Genomic DNA, 18,212 nt, shown 5'->3' with positions numbered 1-18,212 from the left:
AGCGCTTCCGATTTCACGCCCCAATCGGCGCTTGGCGAAGACGTGCAAATGCAGTCGTTGGAGAGACAGGTAGATCTTGACCGTCAACACCGCGAGCTCTTGTAGCTCGCACTGCGTGTCGCCTGGCGATGCGCGGTTTGCCATCTTCGACTTTCCCCGCAACTAATAGCAATCGTTATGGAGCTGCTTATGACGACCCCCGTTGTCGCCATCTTTCTCGCTAAGCCCGGCGCAGAAGAAAAACTCGAAATCCTGTTTCGCGGCGTGATCGCGAGCACTCTTGAGGAAGAAGGCTGCATCAGCTACCAGCTCAACCGCGACCTTGACCAGCCACGCCGCTTCGTTTGGACCGAAGAATGGGAAAGCCGCGAGCATTTGGACAAGCACGCAGCCGCTCCGCACATCACGGCGGTTCTTACCGAGATATCGGATCTGGTCGAAAGCGCCGAGGTGATTCCGCTACGCAAAGTCGACGGCGGGGCGGCCTGAGCCCCTCGGCTACGGCCATTGCCCATTCTGTATCCGCTCACCAGGTCTTCGGCTTCGACCATCGAGAGCGCGTTATACGCGCAATTGACGGTCGGCTTGCCCCAAAGCCCAGCAAGCACATTGTCGGCAACGGTCGTATGTATGTGCCAGCCAATGCGAAGGGCAAGGCGGGTAGCCGTGAGGCTCGAATGGGCCCCGGCAGGCGGATCATAATGCCGCGCGTACTACAGAAAGGGCCGGAGGGGCGGTCGTTGATGGTGAGACATAGCCCGGTCGAACCAATTCCGGGTGCGGGCGGCGTGTCGGTAATGGCCAGCGTTGGCCTGAAGCCGCAACGGTAAACACCTTTGGCGGCTACCGCATGCATGGTAGCGGGGCATGCTGGGCGTACAAGGGGTAATCCGCCCTTATGGCAGCGGACGCAGGCTTCTTCACAGTAGTAGTGGTCAGCAAATTGTATATGGCAAAGCTGACCTGACGTGATGGTCCACGGTAAGCTTGGTTTTCAAGGGCGGAATCGCACGTTGATCGCAGTTGCGTCGTTCACAAACGCGACAGGAGGTTCCGATGGGATCAAACGCTGCCCCACTGGTCAGGTCCAGACCGTCTGCGTAAACAAAATCGCCCGCGTAAGAAATCTCGCAGCCGAGCGCAATAGCGTACCGGCGTGGGGTCGACCGATAGCCGCCATTGCTTTTGATCACTTCAGTTGCAACCGATAGGTAGCGAATGCCATCTGGTGTTTCGGCGAGTTGCCGAATGAGCCGACCAGGTGCCTCAAATGCCTGATGCACATTCCATAGCGGGCACGCGCCGCCAAAGCGGGCGAACTGTAACTTGGCTGCACTATGACGCTTTGTGATGTTGCCCGCTCGGTCAATGCGAGCGAAGAACACCGGCACTCCCTTAAACCCAGGCCTTTGCAGGGTCGACAAGCGATGAGCGACTTGCTCAAGGCTGGCACCAAATTGCGTAGCAAGCAATCCAATGTCGTGACGCAATGCCTTGGCTTCAGCCAGAAACGCCTGGTAGGGAAGAAGTAAGGCGCCGGCAAAGTAGTTGTAGAGTCCTATTTTGCATATCTCAGACGCTTCCGTTGAATGGAAGTTTGCTGCCTGCACAATCTCTGTGATTTCGTCGTTCAGCTCCAGCACTCCGATCTGGAATGCGAGCTGAAAATGACGAGTGGCCGACGGCAAGTAGGGGTTGAGCAGGAGCAGCTTTGACTTGCGATCGAACCGGCGGATAGCGTCATCTTTTGCATCTGCGCGCGCTATCCGCACCGCATGACGGCTCTCAAGGCGATCCCCAAGCGCCGAGCCAGTTTCCCGCTCGCCAATGCCGATTTCTGCAGCTATTTTTTCGGCCGCAATATCGAGCCGGTGGACATAGTTGTCGACGAAATGGAAAAAGTCGCGGACTTCCTCATAGGGTGTCGGCTCGGCTGTCGATACGCTGCTGCCCAACGTGTTGTTCAAGCTTGCCAACTGCTCACTGTTGCGGCGATAGGCTTGATGGCAGGAGATCAGCGCCCGGGCTAATCCAGGGGCATTCTGCGCGACCAACTTAAGTTCTTGCAGATTTGCCGAATAGTTTTCGAAGATCGGGTCGACTAGTGCCTCCGACAGGGCGGAGAGCAGCCGGTCGTCATCTCCCAGCGACATCCCAGCAATATCGATTTGGAACTTCTCAGCTAGCCCTAGCAGGACAGCCGCCGAGACAGGCCGCTGGTTGTTCTCAATCTGGTTCAGATAGCTTGTTGATATACCAAGACGCTCCGCGAACGCAGCTTGAGTGGCCTTACGCGCCTCGCGAAGTGCGCGGACCTTTCGGCCTAGATAAAGTTTCGGCGGCGCCATATCGCAATTTCACATTTTGCAGTTTGCACATTTGTATAATCCACAGTTCTACCTTTTCAAGCGTTTTCTTCCGATTTCGGGCGAGCTAAATCCAGTTGCGATTTTGCAGACGAGGAACAATTCATGACTTTTTGCACAGTGCTTGAGCGGGCGGCGCTGCTCATCGTCGCTAGCCGCGCCGCGTTCAATACAAAGGCAGGCCGCTGATGCGGGCTGTGCTGGAACAGCTCGAATCGCGCCGGCTCGAGGCACGGCTGGGCGGCGGGCAAAAACGCATTGACGCCCAGCATATCAAAGGCAAGCTGACAGCGCGCGAACGCCTCGAAGTGCTTCTCGACGAGGGTTCCTTCGAGGAGTACGACATGTATGTCACCCACCGCGCGACCGAGTTCGGGATGGCGAGCCAGAGGATCGCAGGCGACGGTGTGGTGACCGGCTGGGGCACCATCAACGGCCGCATGGTCTATGTCTTCAGTCAGGACTTCACGGTGCTCGGCGGTTCGCTCTCGGAGACCCATGCCCGCAAGATCTGCAAGATCATGGACATGGCGGTCAGGAACGGCGCGCCCGTCATCGGCCTCAACGATTCCGGCGGCGCGCGCATCCAGGAAGGCGTGGATTCGCTGGCCGGCTACGCAGACGTCTTCAAGCGCAACGTGGATGCCTCGGGCGTGGTGCCGCAGATATCAGTGATCATGGGGCCTTGCGCCGGCGGCGCGGTCTATTCGCCCGCGATGACCGATTTCATCTTCATGGTTCGAGACACATCCTACATGTTCGTCACTGGCCCGGATGTGGTGAAGACAGTGACCAACGAGATCGTGAGCGCCGAGGAACTGGGCGGCGCGAGCACGCATACGCAAAAATCCTCCGTGGCTGACGGCGCGTTCGAGAACGATGTCGAGGCGCTGGAGGCGATTCGACGGTTGTTTGACTTCCTGCCGCTAAGCAATCGTGAGAAGCCGCCAGTCAGGCCGTTCCACGATAATTCTGCGCGCATCGACATGCGGCTGGACACGCTGGTGCCTGACAGTGCCAACAAGCCCTACGAGATGAAGGAGCTGATCCTCGCCATCGCCGATGAAGGCGATTTTTTTGAGATTCAGCAGGCCTACGCCGGGAACATCATCACAGGTTTCCTGCGCGTCGAGGGTCAGACGGTGGGAGTCGTCGCCAACCAGCCGATGGTTCTGGCCGGATGCCTCGATATCGATTCCAGCCGCAAGGCTGCACGTTTCGTTCGCTTTTGCGATGCTTTCAATATCCCGCTGCTAACGCTGGTCGACGTGCCCGGCTTCCTGCCCGGCACAGCCCAGGAATATGGCGGGGTCATCAAGCACGGCGCCAAGCTCCTGTTTGCATACAGCCAAGCGACAGTGCCGATGGTGACGCTGATCACGCGAAAGGCTTATGGGGGCGCCTATGACGTCATGGCCTCGAAGCATATCGGCGCGGACGTCAACTACGCGTGGCCGACGGCCGAGATTGCCGTTATGGGCGCCAAGGGCGCGACCGAAATCCTCTATCGCTCCGAACTGGGCGACGCGGCCAAGATCGCCTCGCGGACGCAGGAATACGAGAAGCGTTTCGCCAATCCGTTCGTGGCCGCCGAGCGGGGCTTTATCGACGAGGTGATCATGCCACATTCCTCGCGTCGGCGCATCGCCCGCGCCTTTGCCGCGCTTCGTGGCAAGAGCATCGAGCCGCGCTGGAAAAAGCACGACACGATGCCGCTGTGAGGCTTTCCATGTGCTCAGAGATCCGCATCGGCGAAGTGACCTGTTCCACGCCACGACAGCTTGCCGGCCACCTTGGGGGGGCCAGTCAGATTGAATGGCTTGAGCGGCATGGCGAGTTGGATTGGTGCCTGTGCGTGGTCGATGTCCCGGCCACCCTGAAGCAGGCGTCCATGAAATGGACGCGAGACGCAATCGGACGGTTCATAGTCGAGCGGTAGGAAGCCATGTTCAAGAAAATCCTCATCGCAAACCGGGGCGAGATCGCCTGCCGGGTGATCAAGACAGCGAAGAAGCTCGGCATCGCCACCGTAGCCGTCTATTCCGACGTCGACCGCGACGCGCTGCATGTGAAGATGGCCGATGAGGCCGTGCATATCGGACCGCCGCCATCCTCGCAGTCTTATATCGTCATCGGCAAGATGCTCGATGCGGTTCGCGCCACGGGCGCCGACGCGGTGCATCCCGGCTACGGTTTTCTGTCCGAGAACGCCCATTTCGCCGACGCGCTCAAGGATGCAGGCGTAACTTTTATCGGTCCGCCCGTGGCGGCCATCGAGGCGATGGGCGACAAGATCACCTCCAAGCGCATCGCTGCGTCGGCAGGTGTTTCCACCGTGCCCGGCCACATGGATCTGATCGAGGATGCGGACGAGGCCGTGCGCATCGCCGCGTCGATCGGCTACCCGGTGATGATCAAGGCCTCCGCAGGCGGCGGCGGCAAGGGCATGCGCATCGCCTGGAACGAGGCCGGGGCGCGCGAAGGCTTCCAGTCCTCGCGAAACGAGGCGAAGTCTTCCTTCGGCGACGACCGCATTTTCATCGAAAAATTCGTCATGGAGCCGCGCCACATCGAGATCCAGGTGCTGGGCGACCAGCACGGCAACATCGTCTATCTGGGCGAACGCGAATGCTCGATCCAGCGGCGCAACCAGAAGGTCATCGAGGAGGCGCCCTCGTCTTTCCTAGATCCGGCCACCCGCAAGGCCATGGGCGAGCAGGCCGTCGCATTGGCGCGCGAGGTCGGCTACTTCTCAGCCGGCACGGTCGAATTCATCGTGGACGGACAAAGAAACTTCTATTTCCTCGAGATGAACACGCGTCTCCAGGTTGAGCATCCGGTGACCGAGCTGGTGACCGGCCTCGACCTTGTCGAGGAGATGATACAGATCGCCGCCGGTGAAAAGCTGCGCTTTACCCAGGACGAAGTGAAATTGAAGGGCTGGGCGATCGAAAGCAGGCTCTATGCCGAGGACCCTTATCGCAACTTCCTACCCTCCATGGGACGCTTGACGCGCTACCGCCCTCCTATCGAGGGACGACGCGAGGATGGCACGATCGTCCGCAACGATACCGGGGTCTTCGAGGGCGGCGAGATTTCGATGTACTACGACCCGATGATCGCCAAGCTCTGCACCTGGGCGCCGGACCGCATCTCGGCAATCGACGCAATGAGCTGCGCGCTCGACGATTTCGAAGTGGAAGGCATCGGTCACAACCTTCCGTTTCTGTCGGCGGTGATGGCACAGCCGCGTTTTCGGGAGGGGCGGCTCACCACGGCCTACATTGCCGAAGAATTCCCGGGCGGTTTTTCCGGCGTCGAACCGGACGATGCCCACGCGCGTATGCTGGCCGTCGTCGCCGCTTTCATCAATGTGAGAATCGAGCGCCGGGCGGCGCGGATCTCGGGCGCGCTTGCCCACTACTCGCGCAGTGTCGGCAAGGACTGGGTGGTGATGGTGGCCAATCGTGACTTCGCGCTCGCCATTGCCGAGGATGAAGCCGGCGACATCGTCGCCTTTGCCGACGGGCCGAACCTCTCGATCTCCAGCGATTGGCTGCCGGGTGCCGGCCATGCGATCTTCGTCGTCGACGGCCAGCCCGCGGCTGTGACCGTGTCGCTCAAGGGCTCCGGACTGCGGCTGCGCTGGCGGGGTATCGACGTCACCGCATTCGTACGCTCGCCGCGCGTTGCCGAACTTGCGCGGCTGATGCCAGCTAAGCTGCCGCCGGACACGTCGAAGATGTTGCGCTGCCCCATGCCGGGCGTCATCACCTCCCTGGCGGTCCAGGTAGGCGACACGGTCGAGGCCGGGCAGACCCTTGCGACCGTGGAAGCGATGAAGATGGAAAACGTGCTGCGTGCCGAGCGCCGGGCGGTGGTGAAGGCGATCGCGGCGAAGGCCGGCGTCAGCCTCGCGGTTGATGAACTCATCATGGAGTTCGAGTGAGGTGGCAGCGCATTCGCACTCGGTCGGCAGGCTACATAAGAACAATGAACTGTCGCAAGCTTTGACCGCCAACTGCGGCCTCCTTGATAGTTCTTTCTATCCTTTTGGGGTCTCGGAACTGTTCGAAGACAAGGACCGGCTATGAGTTCCCTAATTTTCATTCCTCGTGAACTCGATGCGAACGAACCCCGCGTTGCGGCCTCACCGGATACGGTGAAGCGGCTGACTGGCTTGGGCTTCGACGTGATTGTTGAAACCGGGGCCGGCACAAGGTCGCGCATTCCCGATGAGGATTTCGCCAAGGCGGGAGCCACAATCGGCAAGGCCGCCGATGTCGCCAAGGCCGACGTGGTGCTGAAAGTGCGCCGGCCAACGGATGCCGAGCTGAAGGGCTACAAATCCGGCGCGGCGGTCATCGCCATCATGGATCCCTATGGCAATGACGCCGCCGTCGCGGCTCTCGCCAAGGCCGGTGTCACCGCCTTCTCGATGGAGTTCATGCCGCGCATCACCCGGGCGCAATCGATGGACGTGCTGTCCAGCCAGGCCAACCTTGCCGGCTATCAGGCGGTGATCGACGGCGCCTCGGAATATGACCGGGCGCTGCCGATGATGATGACGGCGGCGGGCACGGTCCCGGCCGCGAAGGTCTTCATCATGGGCGTCGGCGTTGCCGGCCTGCAGGCGATCGCTACCGCGCGCCGCCTCGGCGCGGTCGTCACCGCCACCGACGTTCGTCCCGCCGCCAAGGAACAGGTCGCCTCGCTCGGCGCCAAATTCCTGGCCGTCGAGGACGATGAGTTCAAGGCGGCCGAGACGGCCGGTGGCTACGCCAAGGAAATGTCCAAGGAGTACCAGGCCAAGCAGGCGGCACTCACCGCCGAGCACATCGCCAAGCAGGATATCGTCATCACCACGGCGCTGATCCCCGGCCGTCCCGCGCCGAAGCTGGTCTCGGCGGTGATGGTCGCCTCGATGAAGCCGGGCTCGGTGATCGTCGACCTCGCGGTCGAGCGCGGCGGCAATGTCGAGGGCGCGGTGCCGGGGCAGGTGGTCACCACGGCCAACAATGTGAAGATCGTCGGCCATCTCAACGTGCCCGGCCGCGTCGCGGCGTCGGCCTCGCTGCTCTACGCCAAGAACCTTTTCACCTTCGTCGAAACGCTGGTCGACAAGACAACGAAAGCGCTCGCCATCAATCGTGATGACGAACTGGTCAAGGCGACGATGCTGACCGACGGCGGCAAGGTGGTGCATCCCGCCTTTGCCAAGGCGGCGGAGCAGCCGCATATCGAGCCGGCCGCGATCCCGGCCAAGACGATGGTTGCCGACGCTTCGCTCCAGCCTGCCGCTGCGAAGAAGGCAGCGACCAAGAAACCTGCCGCGCCCAAATCGGCCGCGCCCAAGTCGACCTCGTCCAAGCCCAAGGGGATTGCGTGATGGATCAGACCCTGCAGAAAGCCCTCGACCAGCTCGACCAGGCAAGTGCCGCCGTCAGGCTCGCGGTCCACAATTTGGCGAATACGCCCGGCACCGAGGCGGCCGGTGATGCCGCGCATGCGCTGTCGGGCGGTGCCATCGATCCCTTCGTCTTCCGCTTCGCCATTTTTATCCTGGCGATCTTCGTCGGCTACTATGTCGTCTGGTCGGTCACGCCGGCCCTGCACACGCCGCTGATGGCCGTCACCAACGCCATTTCCTCCGTGATCGTCGTCGGCGCGCTGCTCGCGGTCGGCATCTCGGCGTCCGGCATTGCCACCGGCTTCGGCTTCGTTGCGCTGATGCTGGTGTCCGTCAACATCTTCGGCGGCTTCCTCGTCACCCAGCGCATGCTGGCGATGTACAAGAAGAAGGACAAGTGACGTGAACGCCAACTTAGCCTCCTTCCTCTATCTGGTTTCCGGCGTCCTGTTCATCATGGCGCTGCGCGGCCTTTCGCATCCAACCACCAGCCGCCAGGGCAACATGTACGGCATGATCGGCATGGCCATCGCCATTGCCACGACGCTGGCGCTGGCGACCCCTTCGCTGGGAGGTCTCGGCCTGATCGTGGTTGGCCTGGCCATCGGCGGCTCGGTCGGCGCGGTCACCGCGCGGCGCATCGCCATGACCTCGATGCCGCAACTGGTCGCTGCCTTCCATTCACTCGTCGGCCTTGCCGCCGTCATGGTGGCGGCTGCCGCCATCTATGCGCCGACCAGCTTCGGCATTGGCGAAGTGGGCGCCATTCATGCCCAGGCGCTGGTCGAAATGAGCCTCGGCGTCGCCATCGGCGCTATCACCTTCACCGGCTCGGTCATCGCCTTCCTCAAGCTTGACGGGCGCATGTCCGGCAAGCCGATCATGATCGGCGGCCGCCATTTCATCAACGCCGCACTGGGTATCGCGCTGATCGTGCTGATCGTGCTGCTCGTCACCACGCAGAGCTATGCGGTGTTCTGGCTGATCGTCATCGCCTCGCTGGCGCTCGGCGTGCTGCTGATCATCCCGATCGGCGGCGCCGACATGCCGGTCGTCGTGTCGATGCTCAACTCCTATTCCGGCTGGGCGGCGGCGGCACTCGGCTTCACGCTCGGCAACCTGGCGCTGATCATCACCGGCGCGCTGGTCGGTTCGTCCGGCGCGATCCTGTCCTACATCATGTGCAAGGGCATGAACCGCTCCTTCATCTCGGTCATCCTTGGCGGCTTCGGCGGCGAGACGGCCGCGGCTGTCGACGACGGCATCGAGCGCACGGTCAAGCAGGGTTCCGCTGATGACGCCGCCTACCTGATGATGAACGCGCAGAAGGTCATCATCGTGCCGGGCTACGGCATGGCGGTGGCCCAGGCACAGCACGCGCTGCGCGAACTGGCCGACAAGCTCAAGGCCAATGGCGTCGAAGTGAAATATGCGATCCATCCGGTCGCTGGCCGCATGCCAGGCCATATGAATGTGCTGCTCGCCGAAGCCAATGTGCCCTATGACGAGGTGTTCGAGCTCGAGGATATCAACTCCGAGTTCGCGCAGGCCGATGTCGCCTATGTCATCGGCGCCAACGACGTCACCAACCCGTCCGCGCGAGATGACAAGAGCTCACCCATCTACGGCATGCCGATCCTCGACGTCGACAAGGCGCGCACCTGCCTGTTCGTCAAGCGCTCGCTTGGCTCCGGTTATGCCGGCATCGACAACACGCTGTTCTACAAGGACGGCACCATGATGCTGCTCGGCGACGCCAAGAAGATGACGGAAGAAATCGTCAAGGCCATGGATCACTGATCATGAAATACGAAGAGCAAATTGCTGGGTGGGAGCAGCTCGCGCGGTCCGAACTGCGAGGTGAGATAGAAGGCAGAATTTGGCACACGCCAGAGGGCATTGACATCAAGCCTCTTTATACCGCTAACGATCTGGAGGGTAACGACTATCTTGGCAGCCTTCCCGGCGAGAAGCCGTTCTTGCGCGGGCCGCGAGCTACCATGTATGCCGGCCGTCCCTGGACCATTCGGCAATATGCAGGCTTTTCGACCGCCGAAGCCTCTAACGCCTTCTATCGCAAGGGGCTTGCCGCCGGCCAGCAGGGCGTGTCAGTGGCCTTCGACCTTGCCACCCATCGTGGCTATGACAGCAGTCATCCCCGTGTCGAAGGCGATGTCGGCAAGGCCGGCGTCGCGATCGATTCCGTCGAGGATATGAAAATCCTGTTCGACGGCATCCCGCTAGACCAGATTTCGGTGTCTATGACCATGAATGGCGCTGTGATCCCAATTCTCGCCAGCTTCATCGTTGCCGGCGAAGAGCAAGGCGTGCCGCGGGCCCTTCTTTCAGGGACCATTCAAAACGACATTCTCAAGGAGTTCATGGTCCGCAACACCTATATTTACCCGCCAGAACCCTCGATGCGGATCGTCGCCGACATCATCGAATATACTTCGAGGGAGATGCCAAAGTTCAACTCGATCTCGATCTCCGGCTACCACATGCAGGAGGCGGGGGCGACGCTGGTACAAGAGTTGGCTTTCACGCTGGCTGACGGACGCGAATACGTCCGGGCAGCGCTGAAAAAGGGGCTCGACGTAGACGATTTCGCCGGGCGGCTGTCCTTCTTTTTCGCAATCGGTATGAACTTTTTCATGGAGGCAGCCAAGCTCCGCGCTGCACGCCTTTTGTGGACCCGCATCATGGAGGAGTTTCAGCCGAAGAAATCCTCCTCGCTCATCCTGCGCACGCACTGCCAGACATCTGGCGTGTCGCTGCAGGAGCAGGATCCCTACAACAACATAGTGCGCACCGCCTATGAGGCCATGAGTGCTGTGCTGGGCGGCACGCAAAGCCTGCATACGAACTCCTTCGACGAGGCGATCGCGCTGCCGACCGAGTTCTCGGCCCGCATCGCGCGCAACACACAACTGATCCTCCAGCACGAGACCGCAGTGACGAAGGTCGTCGATCCGCTCGCCGGGTCCTACTATGTCGAGAGCCTCACCAAGGAACTCGCGGATGCAGCCTGGACGTTGATCGAGGAGGTCGAGGCGAGGGGCGGTATGACCAAGGCTGTCATCGAGGGATTGCCAAAGCGCTTGATCGAAGAAGCGGCAACGCGCAGGCAAGCGGCTATCGATCGCGGCGCCGAGGTGATCGTCGGCGTGAACAAGTATCGCCTCGAGAATGAGGATCAAATCAACATCTTCGACATCGACAACAAGGCAGTGCGCGAAGCGCAGGTCGATCGGATTGAAAAGATAAAGCGTCAACGCAATCCCAAGAGCGTTGCCGCAGCCCTTGCCGTATTGGAACGGACCGCGGCCAGCGGCAAGGGCAATATCCTGGAAGTAGCAATTGAGGGTGCCCGAGCACGAGCCACCGTCGGAGAGATCTCCGACGCCCTGCGCCGGGCCTTCGGCGAACATGTGGCGACGCCCAAGGTCGTGCGCGAGATCTATGGCCAGGCCTATGCCGGCGAGCCTGAATACGAGACGCTGGTTGCGCGTCTCGTAGCGCTGACTGGCTCACTCGGCGAGAAGCCGCGCATCATGGTGGCAAAGCTTGGACAGGACGGGCATGACCGGGGCGCCAAGGTCATTGCGTCGGCGTTCGGGGACATCGGTTTCGAGGTGATCGCCGGCGCCTTGTTCCAGACACCGGACGAAGCCGCCGACCTTGCCGTCAAATCCAAGGTGCATGTCGTCGGGATGTCGTCGCTCGCGGCGGGGCACAAGACGCTCGCGCCACAACTCGTCGAGGCGCTCAAGATGCGTGGAGCCGACGAGATCATCGTCGTAGTCGGCGGCGTCGTGCCACGCAAAGACTACGAGTTCCTGCTTAACCACGGGATCGCTGCTGTTTTTGGCCCCGGCACCAATGTTCTCGAAGCTGCGCGCGCGGTCTTGGATCTCATGGAAGGCAAGAGGCGCAACATCTGATCAAATAGTGATCGCCTGGTCACTGTCCGCATCGAGGCGGAAAAACGTGTAGAGGAGCAATTCAATGATCAACAAAATCGTCTGTAATTTTGCGGTGCGTAAGGGGCACTGGCTTGATGCCTTTATTCGTACGCCGTTCTATGAATTCTTTGGCTGCTCCGTCTAGAAATGCGTCTACTTAGCGTCCACGAGAGAATTGATGTCGTCGGGAACAGGCAGTTGATAAACATACTTACTAACGCCAAAATAAAAGAAGCTTGAGTGAAACGACCACAAGATCTCGCTATCGAGCTGTCTATTTTCTTCATCCGTATTGGCTACGCCAATGGAATGGTGAAATTCATTCAATATAATCGGGAATGTCCGTTCCTGAAGCATCAAAATGTAGCCTGTTGATGGACGGGTCGTTCAGGACGCCTAAAAGAAATATACTAATCCACTCTCGGTGGAGAATGCTATCGCAATAGTCTTTCAAATAGAACCTGAGCCGTTCACGAAAGGTGCGGCACGATTTTGTAGCTCCACCTGCCACTCGCCCTTCCAGCGCGTTAAGAATACGTCATTGAATGCGCGATCAACAATATCGCCTTTTGTCTTAAAGTATCGGTAAAGTAAAGACTGCGTCACCCCGGTATGCTTAGCAATTTCACGCGTGCTAGCCGAGAATCCATTCTCGGAGAAATATTCAATAGCTTTTTCCACGATTTGCTTTTCGCGGTTGGCAGAGAGGTAAGTCTTCGGTTGGCCCGTCGATGGCATGAGCGTCATCTTCCTTAACTGCAAGCGTTGATCATCGATCGGGAACGTCATTTAGAAGTCAGGTCGCGTTGTTAACTTCCGCAGGGACTGCGAAGGGCGCCAATGGTCATTGCCATGGACATGGTCCTCGCATCTCGCGCACCCAGAAGATGGATGCGCTCTCGTCGATGGCCAATATCGCCGGGTATCGCGCGGTGATCGAGGCGGGCAACAATTTCGGGCGTTTCTTCACCGGCCAGCTGATGGCGGCCAGCAAAGGTGCTGGTCATCGGTGTCGGCGTCGCGGGCCTTGCGGCGATCGGCACCGCCACCTCGCTCGGCGCCATTACCTATGCCTTCGACGTCCGCTCGGAAGTCGCCGAGCAGATCGAAAGCTTGGGCGCCGAATTCGTCTATCTCGATTTTGCCGACCAGGCTGCGGACGGTGCCGCGACCGGCGGTTATGCGGCGCCATCATCGCCGGAATTCCTCGAGAAGCAACTGGCAAAGTTCCGTGAACTGGCGCCCGAGATCGACATCGTCATCACCACCGCGCCGATCCCCGGCCGCGATGCGCCAAAGCTCTGGCTCGGCGACATGGTGGCGATGATGAAGCCCGGCTCCGTCATCGTCGACCTCGCTGCCGAACGCGGCGGCAACTGCGACCTTACCATCGCCGACCATCGGTTCGTCTCCGACAACGGCGTTACCGTGATCGATAGCTGGCGGCACATTGCTGTGCCTACCGACATTGCTGGTAAGATCGCCGTATAACATCAACCCCAAGACGAGGCCGTCGCTCCGCTAATCGGCAACCCAACCTGCCAAATGATCTGACGAGGGACATTCCTTGGCAGTAATCAATCGCTTTTTGTCGTTCCTGCCACTCACGCGACGGCTTGAATCCGACTACCCAATATCGAACACTAATCGGAACGAGGACGATATGTCTGATCAAGAGAAGAATAACGCTGGGGAGCGACCACTGCAGGTCGGGATGCTGCTGTTTCCGGGTTTCACCCTGCAGGACCTTGCCGGCCCGCAAACGGCCTTTGGCCTGCACGCGAAAACGCATCTCATCTGGAAGACCCTGGACCCAGTTCCAACGGACATGGGTGTCACCATGAATCCGACGATTACGATCGACGACGTCCCCGATAATCTGGACATTCTATTTGTGCCAGGTGGCGGCGGCACGCCTGAGATCATGAAAGACCAAGAAATCTTGGATTTTCTCGCCCGTTCCGGTTCGACTGCCCGTTACGTCACTGCGGTATGCACAGGCTCCGTCATTATCGGGATGGCCGGACTCCTCGACGGCTACCGCGCTGCCACCTATTGGCCATTCTATGAACCGCTTAAAGCCTTGGGTATCGAACCAAGCTATGAACGTGTTTGCATTGACCGGAACCGTATCACCGGTGGTGGAGTCACCGCCGGCATTGACTTCGCTCTGACTATCTTAGCAGAAATCAAGGGTCAGGAGGCAGCTGAATTCACGCAGCTCGTGCTCGAATACGATCCCCAACCTCCTTTCAACTCCGGACATCCGCGGAGCGCTCGACCCGAGCTTGTCGAGAAGATTTCGGGCCTATGGGGGAGAACGGCGGAGGCGGTGAGAGTAGCGCAGGCGCACATGCAACGCCTTAAGAAGGCTGAGGGGGGCGCAACCGCCTAATTACGGGAGCTTTGTTTAGAGCAACGAGGTCGGGACTGATCTTGAATGGCTCCGTTCTTCTACGAATTTCCGTTCGTTGAACAATAATAAAGAGGTGAGACGCGTGAAATCGTGAACAGAACTCGCCCTTGGCGGAATATTGTTCTGTTGTCTTCGGCGCACAAGAACAACGGCAGTCTTGACCTAGACAACCCCGGGGACGCTGTATTCGGGATACGGAGTTCCACGACCTCTAGGGATAGGTCGGTAAACACGGTCGTCTGACCGCGATCGATCGGTAGAAAAGTCAAGTTGAGCAAGGAACGCTGGCGCGCGCCAGGTTGTTGGATGTTTGTCGTTCGATCCTTTTGCGCTGTTTTGGGCGTCAGCTCTGCCGAAGTGGGGATCGGCAGGCGTCACCTTGTCGAGGCTTTGATTATACCGCCGGTGATCGTAGTGCTCGATGGACGCCTCGATCTGGGCCTCGAGGTCGCCGAGCTGGAAGTGGTTTTCCAGGAGGATGCGGTTCTTGAGGGTCTGCGTCAGCGTTCGATCTTGCCCTGGGTCTGGGCATGCACTTTGAGCAGACGGGTTTGCAGCGCCGGATCGGCACTGCATTCCTTCTTCGCGCACCAGCCTCTCGGCGCAAATCCTTAACCTCACACTGGTGGCGGCGCGGGCCGTATTTCCAGCTAGGCGGCGCTTACCGGCCGTCATGAACTCTTTCGACCAAGCGGAATAGAAGCTCTGCGCGATGCCTTCCTTGCGGCACAAGTCTGGGCCATAGGTGCTGATGGGGAACACGCTTGGGCGAAAACTTGGCAAGAGCCTGACCCGACCAATTATTCAAACGTGTTCATACTGAACCGGCGACGGTACTCGGTGGGGGTCAGTCCCACCATGCGGCGGAACCGCGCGCGGAATGTCACCGGCGAGTTGAAGCCGGCCAGAAACGCGATTTGATCTATTGATACCTCGCTTTCCTCCAGCAACTCACGGGCGCGCTGAACACGGGCTGCGACGAGCCATTGCAAGGCCGTCGTACCTGTCTGTTCGTGGAAGCGGCGCGCAAAGGTCCGCGGGCTCATACTCGCACGCGCAGCCAGACTGTCGACAGTCTGGGGGAGGTGGAGGTTGTTTCCCATCCAAGCGATCAGGGGAGCAAGACTGGACGGGGACCCTGGTGGATCATGGTGAATGAACTGAGCTTGGCCCCCGCCTCGGCTAAGCGGCGCAACTGCAAGCCGGGCTGTCTGTGCTGCCACAGCTTGTCCGTGATCGCGGCGTACAAGGTGTAGGCACATGTCAAGCCCCGCCGACGCCCCGGCAGAGGTGACAACGCGGCCCTCGTCGACGAACAGAACGTTCGGCTCGACAGTAATTTTTGGATACAGTTGAGCGAGCTTTTCGGCGAAACGCCAATGCGTAGCGGCGTGCTTGCCATCGAGCAAACCGCTCGCCGCCAGCACAAAAGCGCCCGTGCAAATCGACGTAATCCTAGCGCCCCCATCCCAAGCCCTTCGTAATGCAGCGAGGACCGGTTCTGGGACAGGACGCACTGGGTCCTCGCTGCCCGGGACGACGATGGTATGTGCATATTCAAGCGCGTCGAGCCCGTGGCGAACACCAATATCGAAGCCTCTCGCGTGGATCGTTGGCGTGAGTGCGCAGACTTGCACTTCATAACCCTTCGCCCCGGAGGAGAGCCTTGCGAACCCGAATATTTCATAGGCGATACCAAAGTCTAAGGCGACAATGTCGTTAAGCGCAAGCACGGCAACCTTATGCATGAAAAATCTCCTGTTACCGAGGGTTAACTGAAAATCTCCCTGGCAGCAATCGATCGCTTTTTGTCGTTCCTGCCACTCACGCGCTGCTTCGACCCCAGCTATTCAATCGGACATAAATGATGGGGGCCACAATGTTTGGCTATAAGGAGGAAGTTATGGGTCCGATCGTAAACAAGCGCGCTAAGGTGAACGGCGTGTATCTCCACTATGTCGTCGTGGGCGCTGGCCCCGCTGTTCTCTGCCTGCACGGGTGGCCGCAGAACCATCGCGAGTTCTTGCCTATCGCTCGCAAACTGTCCGATAGATACACGTTCATCGTGCCCGATCTGCGTGGGTTCGCGGACAGCGATAAACCGTACTCGTTCTCCGATTATATGCCTGCAACGATAGCGCAGGATATGATCGAACTTGCCGATGTCGAAGGGGCGGACAGCTTTCACATTCTTAGCCACGATTGGGGCGGTCCGCCGTCGGTGGCCATGGCCTATATGGCCTCCAAGCGCGCGCTCTCGCTTTCGGTGATCGAGGCGCCATATTTCGGGCTCGATTATCCCGGCCGCATAGATCCGAACGCTGCTTATTGGCACCTTAAATTCCATGCGCAGATGGATATCGCATTCTCCCTCATCCAAGGGAATGAGGACGTTTATCTCCGGCACTTCTTTCGCAATTTTGCCTACAACCCTGCAGCGATCAGCGAGGAGGACATTCAGCACTATATCATGCAAATGCGGATGCCCGGCAACTTGCGGGCCAGCTTGAACCATTATGCAAACACGGACGAAAAAGCTGCACAGCTGGCAGAGTTCGCGAAAGAGAAACTGGATCTTCCGATCCTCTCTTGGGGAGGGGACTTGTCGCTTGCTTCGCATTGCTTAGACAGCGCGCGCGTTCTGTCGGATAGAGCGGACGGGGGCGTGATCGAAAACTGTGGTCACTGGGTTTTCGAGGAGAAGACGGACTTCATCTCCGAAGAGCTCGGACGCTTCTGGGCCGAGAACTCGGCCGCCTGATATCTTTGCGCGCCCCGGCAGGTCGCTGGTAGCGTCCAATGCTGCTGTGGCCCTTGGGCACCGCACTTTCGGGCGACGGCGGCGAGCCGCACGGAGCATTTGGGTGTTCTCGTCATCGCGGTGCTGCAACGTTCCCAGGGCGATCCCTCCATGCCGGATATCCACAAGGTATGGTCATCAACTGGCCATAGCCGTGACGGTCGACCGAGGCCGTGCATGCGCCCATCAAAGAACGCTAGCGATCGCGTTGCCAAGCGTCTGCGACGTGTCGAAAGCGCAGTCGTTCTGAAAACTCTGCAACTGGACCCGGCCGTATCTCCTTGCGTTTGACGGACCCACGAAGATGGCCGGTCCACAAGCTCCCCAAAGGAGCATTTGCTAAAGCTGAACGTCATCAGGAGTAAGCTATGTCTGACCAACTCAAGGGTAGAAATGTTATTATCACCGGCGCCGGCAGCGTCACCGGTATCGGCGCAGGCCTAGCCTATGGACTTGCCGAACGAGGCGCCAATATAGCCGTCTGCGATATCAACGAAGAGGGCACAGAAAAAGTTGCGGGCGATATTGCCGACCGGTTCGGTGTCAGGACGATCGCAATCACGGTAGATGTAACGAACCGAGCTCAAATGCAGAAGATGGTCAAAGAGACGGTCTCGGCTTTCGGTCAGCTCGACGTGATGATCAACAATGCCGGCATTATCGAGCATGCCACTTTTCTAGATATGACGGAGCAGAGCTGGCACAGGCTGATGGATATCAACGCCATGGGGGCAATGATCGGCATTCAGGAAGCTGCCAAACAGATGATTGCACAAGGCAAGGGCGGCAAGATCATCAACATGAGTTCGATCGCCTCTAGGCAGAGCTATCCCGCTTTCGCCCATTATTGTGCATCGAAGTGGGCTGTGGCGGCGCTCAGTCAGGCGGCAGCCAGACAATTTGCTGAACACAAGATCAACGTCAATTGTATGGGTCCCGGTATTGTGAAGACCGCGATGTTGGACGGGCTCGATCGTGAATTCGTCAGCAAGGGTCTCACGAAGTTGCCCGGCGAGGCGATCCATGACTTGAGCGTCGGCATTCCACTCGGCCGCTATTCCTTGCCAAGCGATCTGGTGGGCACGGCGGCGTTTCTTGCATCGTCTGATTCAGACTACATGACCGGACAGAACATCTTGTGTGATGGCGGCATGGTAATGCTCTGAATCCCTCAGCCGGAATAAAATCAGAACGGGCGTCGGAAGGGCTGACTGCCCGCTCGGTTTGTTGAAGGAGATCGCCGCGGCTCGGCGGC

General features: G+C 59.4%; 13 protein-coding genes and 3 pseudogenes. 11 read left to right on the top strand and 5 right to left on the bottom strand.

The window, feature by feature from the left end:
* The first annotated feature begins 189 nt into the window (after window positions 1–189).
* Window positions 190–489: a putative quinol monooxygenase gene (locus tag ABVQ20_RS19960; protein ID WP_354461208.1), complete on the top strand. Its 300-nt coding sequence runs from the start codon at window positions 190–192 to the stop codon at window positions 487–489.
* Window positions 490–935: 446 nt separating this feature from the next.
* Here ABVQ20_RS19960 and ABVQ20_RS19955 read toward each other — a convergent pair whose 3' ends face one another.
* Window positions 936–2,348, bottom strand: a complete 1,413-nt coding sequence (locus tag ABVQ20_RS19955; RefSeq protein WP_354461207.1) for a helix-turn-helix domain-containing protein — start codon at window positions 2,346–2,348, stop codon at window positions 936–938.
* A gap of 206 nt (window positions 2,349–2,554) precedes the next feature.
* Between ABVQ20_RS19955 and ABVQ20_RS19950 the strand changes: the two genes are divergently transcribed.
* The 6 genes from ABVQ20_RS19950 (at window position 2,555) to scpA (ending at window position 11,720) form a co-directional block, all read left to right on the top strand.
* Window positions 2,555–4,087 (top strand): acyl-CoA carboxylase subunit beta, encoded by a 1,533-nt coding sequence (locus tag ABVQ20_RS19950; protein WP_354461206.1) that lies wholly within the window; start codon window positions 2,555–2,557, stop codon window positions 4,085–4,087.
* A 224-nt stretch (window positions 4,088–4,311) separates the two neighbouring features.
* Window positions 4,312–6,315: an acetyl-CoA carboxylase biotin carboxylase subunit gene (locus ABVQ20_RS19945; RefSeq protein WP_354461205.1), complete on the top strand. Its 2,004-nt coding sequence runs from the start codon at window positions 4,312–4,314 to the stop codon at window positions 6,313–6,315.
* Window positions 6,316–6,456: 141 nt separating this feature from the next.
* Window positions 6,457–7,755 carry a Re/Si-specific NAD(P)(+) transhydrogenase subunit alpha gene (locus tag ABVQ20_RS19940; protein ID WP_354461204.1) on the top strand — a complete coding sequence of 433 codons (1,299 nt, stop codon included), beginning with the start codon at window positions 6,457–6,459 and terminating at the stop codon, window positions 7,753–7,755.
* Window positions 7,755–8,177 (top strand): NAD(P) transhydrogenase subunit alpha part 2, encoded by a 423-nt coding sequence (locus tag ABVQ20_RS19935; protein ID WP_413771455.1) that lies wholly within the window; start codon window positions 7,755–7,757, stop codon window positions 8,175–8,177. Before ABVQ20_RS19940 ends, ABVQ20_RS19935 begins: the two co-directional genes overlap by 1 nt.
* A 1-nt stretch (window position 8,178) precedes the next feature.
* The gene (locus ABVQ20_RS19930) at window positions 8,179–9,576 is read left to right on the top strand and encodes an NAD(P)(+) transhydrogenase (Re/Si-specific) subunit beta (protein WP_354461203.1); all 1,398 of its coding nucleotides are present in this window, start codon (window positions 8,179–8,181) and stop codon (window positions 9,574–9,576) included.
* A 2-nt stretch (window positions 9,577–9,578) separates the two neighbouring features.
* Window positions 9,579–11,720, top strand: coding sequence for a methylmalonyl-CoA mutase (gene scpA / locus ABVQ20_RS19925; RefSeq protein ID WP_354461202.1), 2,142 nt, complete (start codon window positions 9,579–9,581; stop codon window positions 11,718–11,720).
* Window positions 11,721–12,191: 471 nt separating this feature from the next.
* Here scpA and ABVQ20_RS19920 read toward each other — a convergent pair whose 3' ends face one another.
* A complete protein-coding gene (locus ABVQ20_RS19920) occupies window positions 12,192–12,530 on the bottom strand; it encodes a TetR/AcrR family transcriptional regulator (protein ID WP_354461201.1) in 339 nt (112 codons plus the stop codon).
* 51 nt (window positions 12,531–12,581) lie between these two features.
* On the opposite strand from ABVQ20_RS19920, the pseudogene ABVQ20_RS19915 reads away from it, so the two are divergent.
* Window positions 12,582–13,175, top strand: a pseudogene (locus ABVQ20_RS19915) (Re/Si-specific NAD(P)(+) transhydrogenase subunit alpha); the annotation flags it as partial.
* 229 nt (window positions 13,176–13,404) lie between these two features.
* Window positions 13,405–14,136 carry a DJ-1/PfpI family protein gene (locus ABVQ20_RS19910; protein WP_354461200.1) on the top strand — a complete coding sequence of 244 codons (732 nt, stop codon included), beginning with the start codon at window positions 13,405–13,407 and terminating at the stop codon, window positions 14,134–14,136.
* A gap of 286 nt (window positions 14,137–14,422) precedes the next feature.
* On the opposite strand, the pseudogene ABVQ20_RS19905 reads toward ABVQ20_RS19910, so the two are convergent.
* The 3 genes and pseudogenes from ABVQ20_RS19905 to ABVQ20_RS19895 form a co-directional block, all read right to left on the bottom strand.
* Window positions 14,423–14,693 (bottom strand): annotated as a pseudogene (locus tag ABVQ20_RS19905) (integrase core domain-containing protein); the annotation flags it as partial.
* A pseudogene (locus ABVQ20_RS19900) lies at window positions 14,694–14,892 on the bottom strand (IS3 family transposase); the annotation flags it as partial.
* Between the two features lie 65 nt (window positions 14,893–14,957).
* Window positions 14,958–15,905, bottom strand: a complete 948-nt coding sequence (locus tag ABVQ20_RS19895) for a helix-turn-helix domain-containing protein (RefSeq protein ID WP_354461199.1) — start codon at window positions 15,903–15,905, stop codon at window positions 14,958–14,960.
* Between the two features lie 155 nt (window positions 15,906–16,060).
* Between ABVQ20_RS19895 and ABVQ20_RS19890 the strand changes: the two genes are divergently transcribed.
* Window positions 16,061–16,918, top strand: a complete 858-nt coding sequence (locus ABVQ20_RS19890; protein ID WP_354461198.1) for an alpha/beta fold hydrolase — start codon at window positions 16,061–16,063, stop codon at window positions 16,916–16,918.
* Between the two features lie 407 nt (window positions 16,919–17,325).
* Window positions 17,326–18,123 carry an SDR family NAD(P)-dependent oxidoreductase gene (locus tag ABVQ20_RS19885; RefSeq protein ID WP_354461196.1) on the top strand — a complete coding sequence of 266 codons (798 nt, stop codon included), beginning with the start codon at window positions 17,326–17,328 and terminating at the stop codon, window positions 18,121–18,123.
* Window positions 18,124–18,212 lie beyond the last annotated feature (89 nt).

The sequence above is a fragment of the Mesorhizobium shangrilense genome, from assembly GCF_040537815.1.
Classification (GTDB): domain Bacteria; phylum Pseudomonadota; class Alphaproteobacteria; order Rhizobiales; family Rhizobiaceae; genus Mesorhizobium; species Mesorhizobium shangrilense.
This window is presented reverse-complemented; position numbering and strand designations above follow the sequence as displayed.

Coding starts and splice junctions, on each gene's coding strand:
- ABVQ20_RS19960 (WP_354461208.1), top strand. CDS start 190: ATGACGACCCCCGTTGTCGCCATCTTTCTCGCTAAGCCCGGCGCAGAA.
- ABVQ20_RS19955 (WP_354461207.1), bottom strand. CDS start 2,348: ATGGCGCCGCCGAAACTTTATCTAGGCCGAAAGGTCCGCGCACTTCGC.
- ABVQ20_RS19950 (WP_354461206.1), top strand. CDS start 2,555: ATGCGGGCTGTGCTGGAACAGCTCGAATCGCGCCGGCTCGAGGCACGG.
- ABVQ20_RS19945 (WP_354461205.1), top strand. CDS start 4,312: ATGTTCAAGAAAATCCTCATCGCAAACCGGGGCGAGATCGCCTGCCGG.
- ABVQ20_RS19940 (WP_354461204.1), top strand. CDS start 6,457: ATGAGTTCCCTAATTTTCATTCCTCGTGAACTCGATGCGAACGAACCC.
- ABVQ20_RS19935 (WP_413771455.1), top strand. CDS start 7,755: ATGGATCAGACCCTGCAGAAAGCCCTCGACCAGCTCGACCAGGCAAGT.
- scpA (WP_354461202.1), top strand. CDS start 9,579: ATGAAATACGAAGAGCAAATTGCTGGGTGGGAGCAGCTCGCGCGGTCC.
- ABVQ20_RS19920 (WP_354461201.1), bottom strand. CDS start 12,530: ATGACGTTCCCGATCGATGATCAACGCTTGCAGTTAAGGAAGATGACG.
- ABVQ20_RS19910 (WP_354461200.1), top strand. CDS start 13,405: ATGTCTGATCAAGAGAAGAATAACGCTGGGGAGCGACCACTGCAGGTC.
- ABVQ20_RS19895 (WP_354461199.1), bottom strand. CDS start 15,905: ATGCATAAGGTTGCCGTGCTTGCGCTTAACGACATTGTCGCCTTAGAC.
- ABVQ20_RS19890 (WP_354461198.1), top strand. CDS start 16,061: ATGGGTCCGATCGTAAACAAGCGCGCTAAGGTGAACGGCGTGTATCTC.
- ABVQ20_RS19885 (WP_354461196.1), top strand. CDS start 17,326: ATGTCTGACCAACTCAAGGGTAGAAATGTTATTATCACCGGCGCCGGC.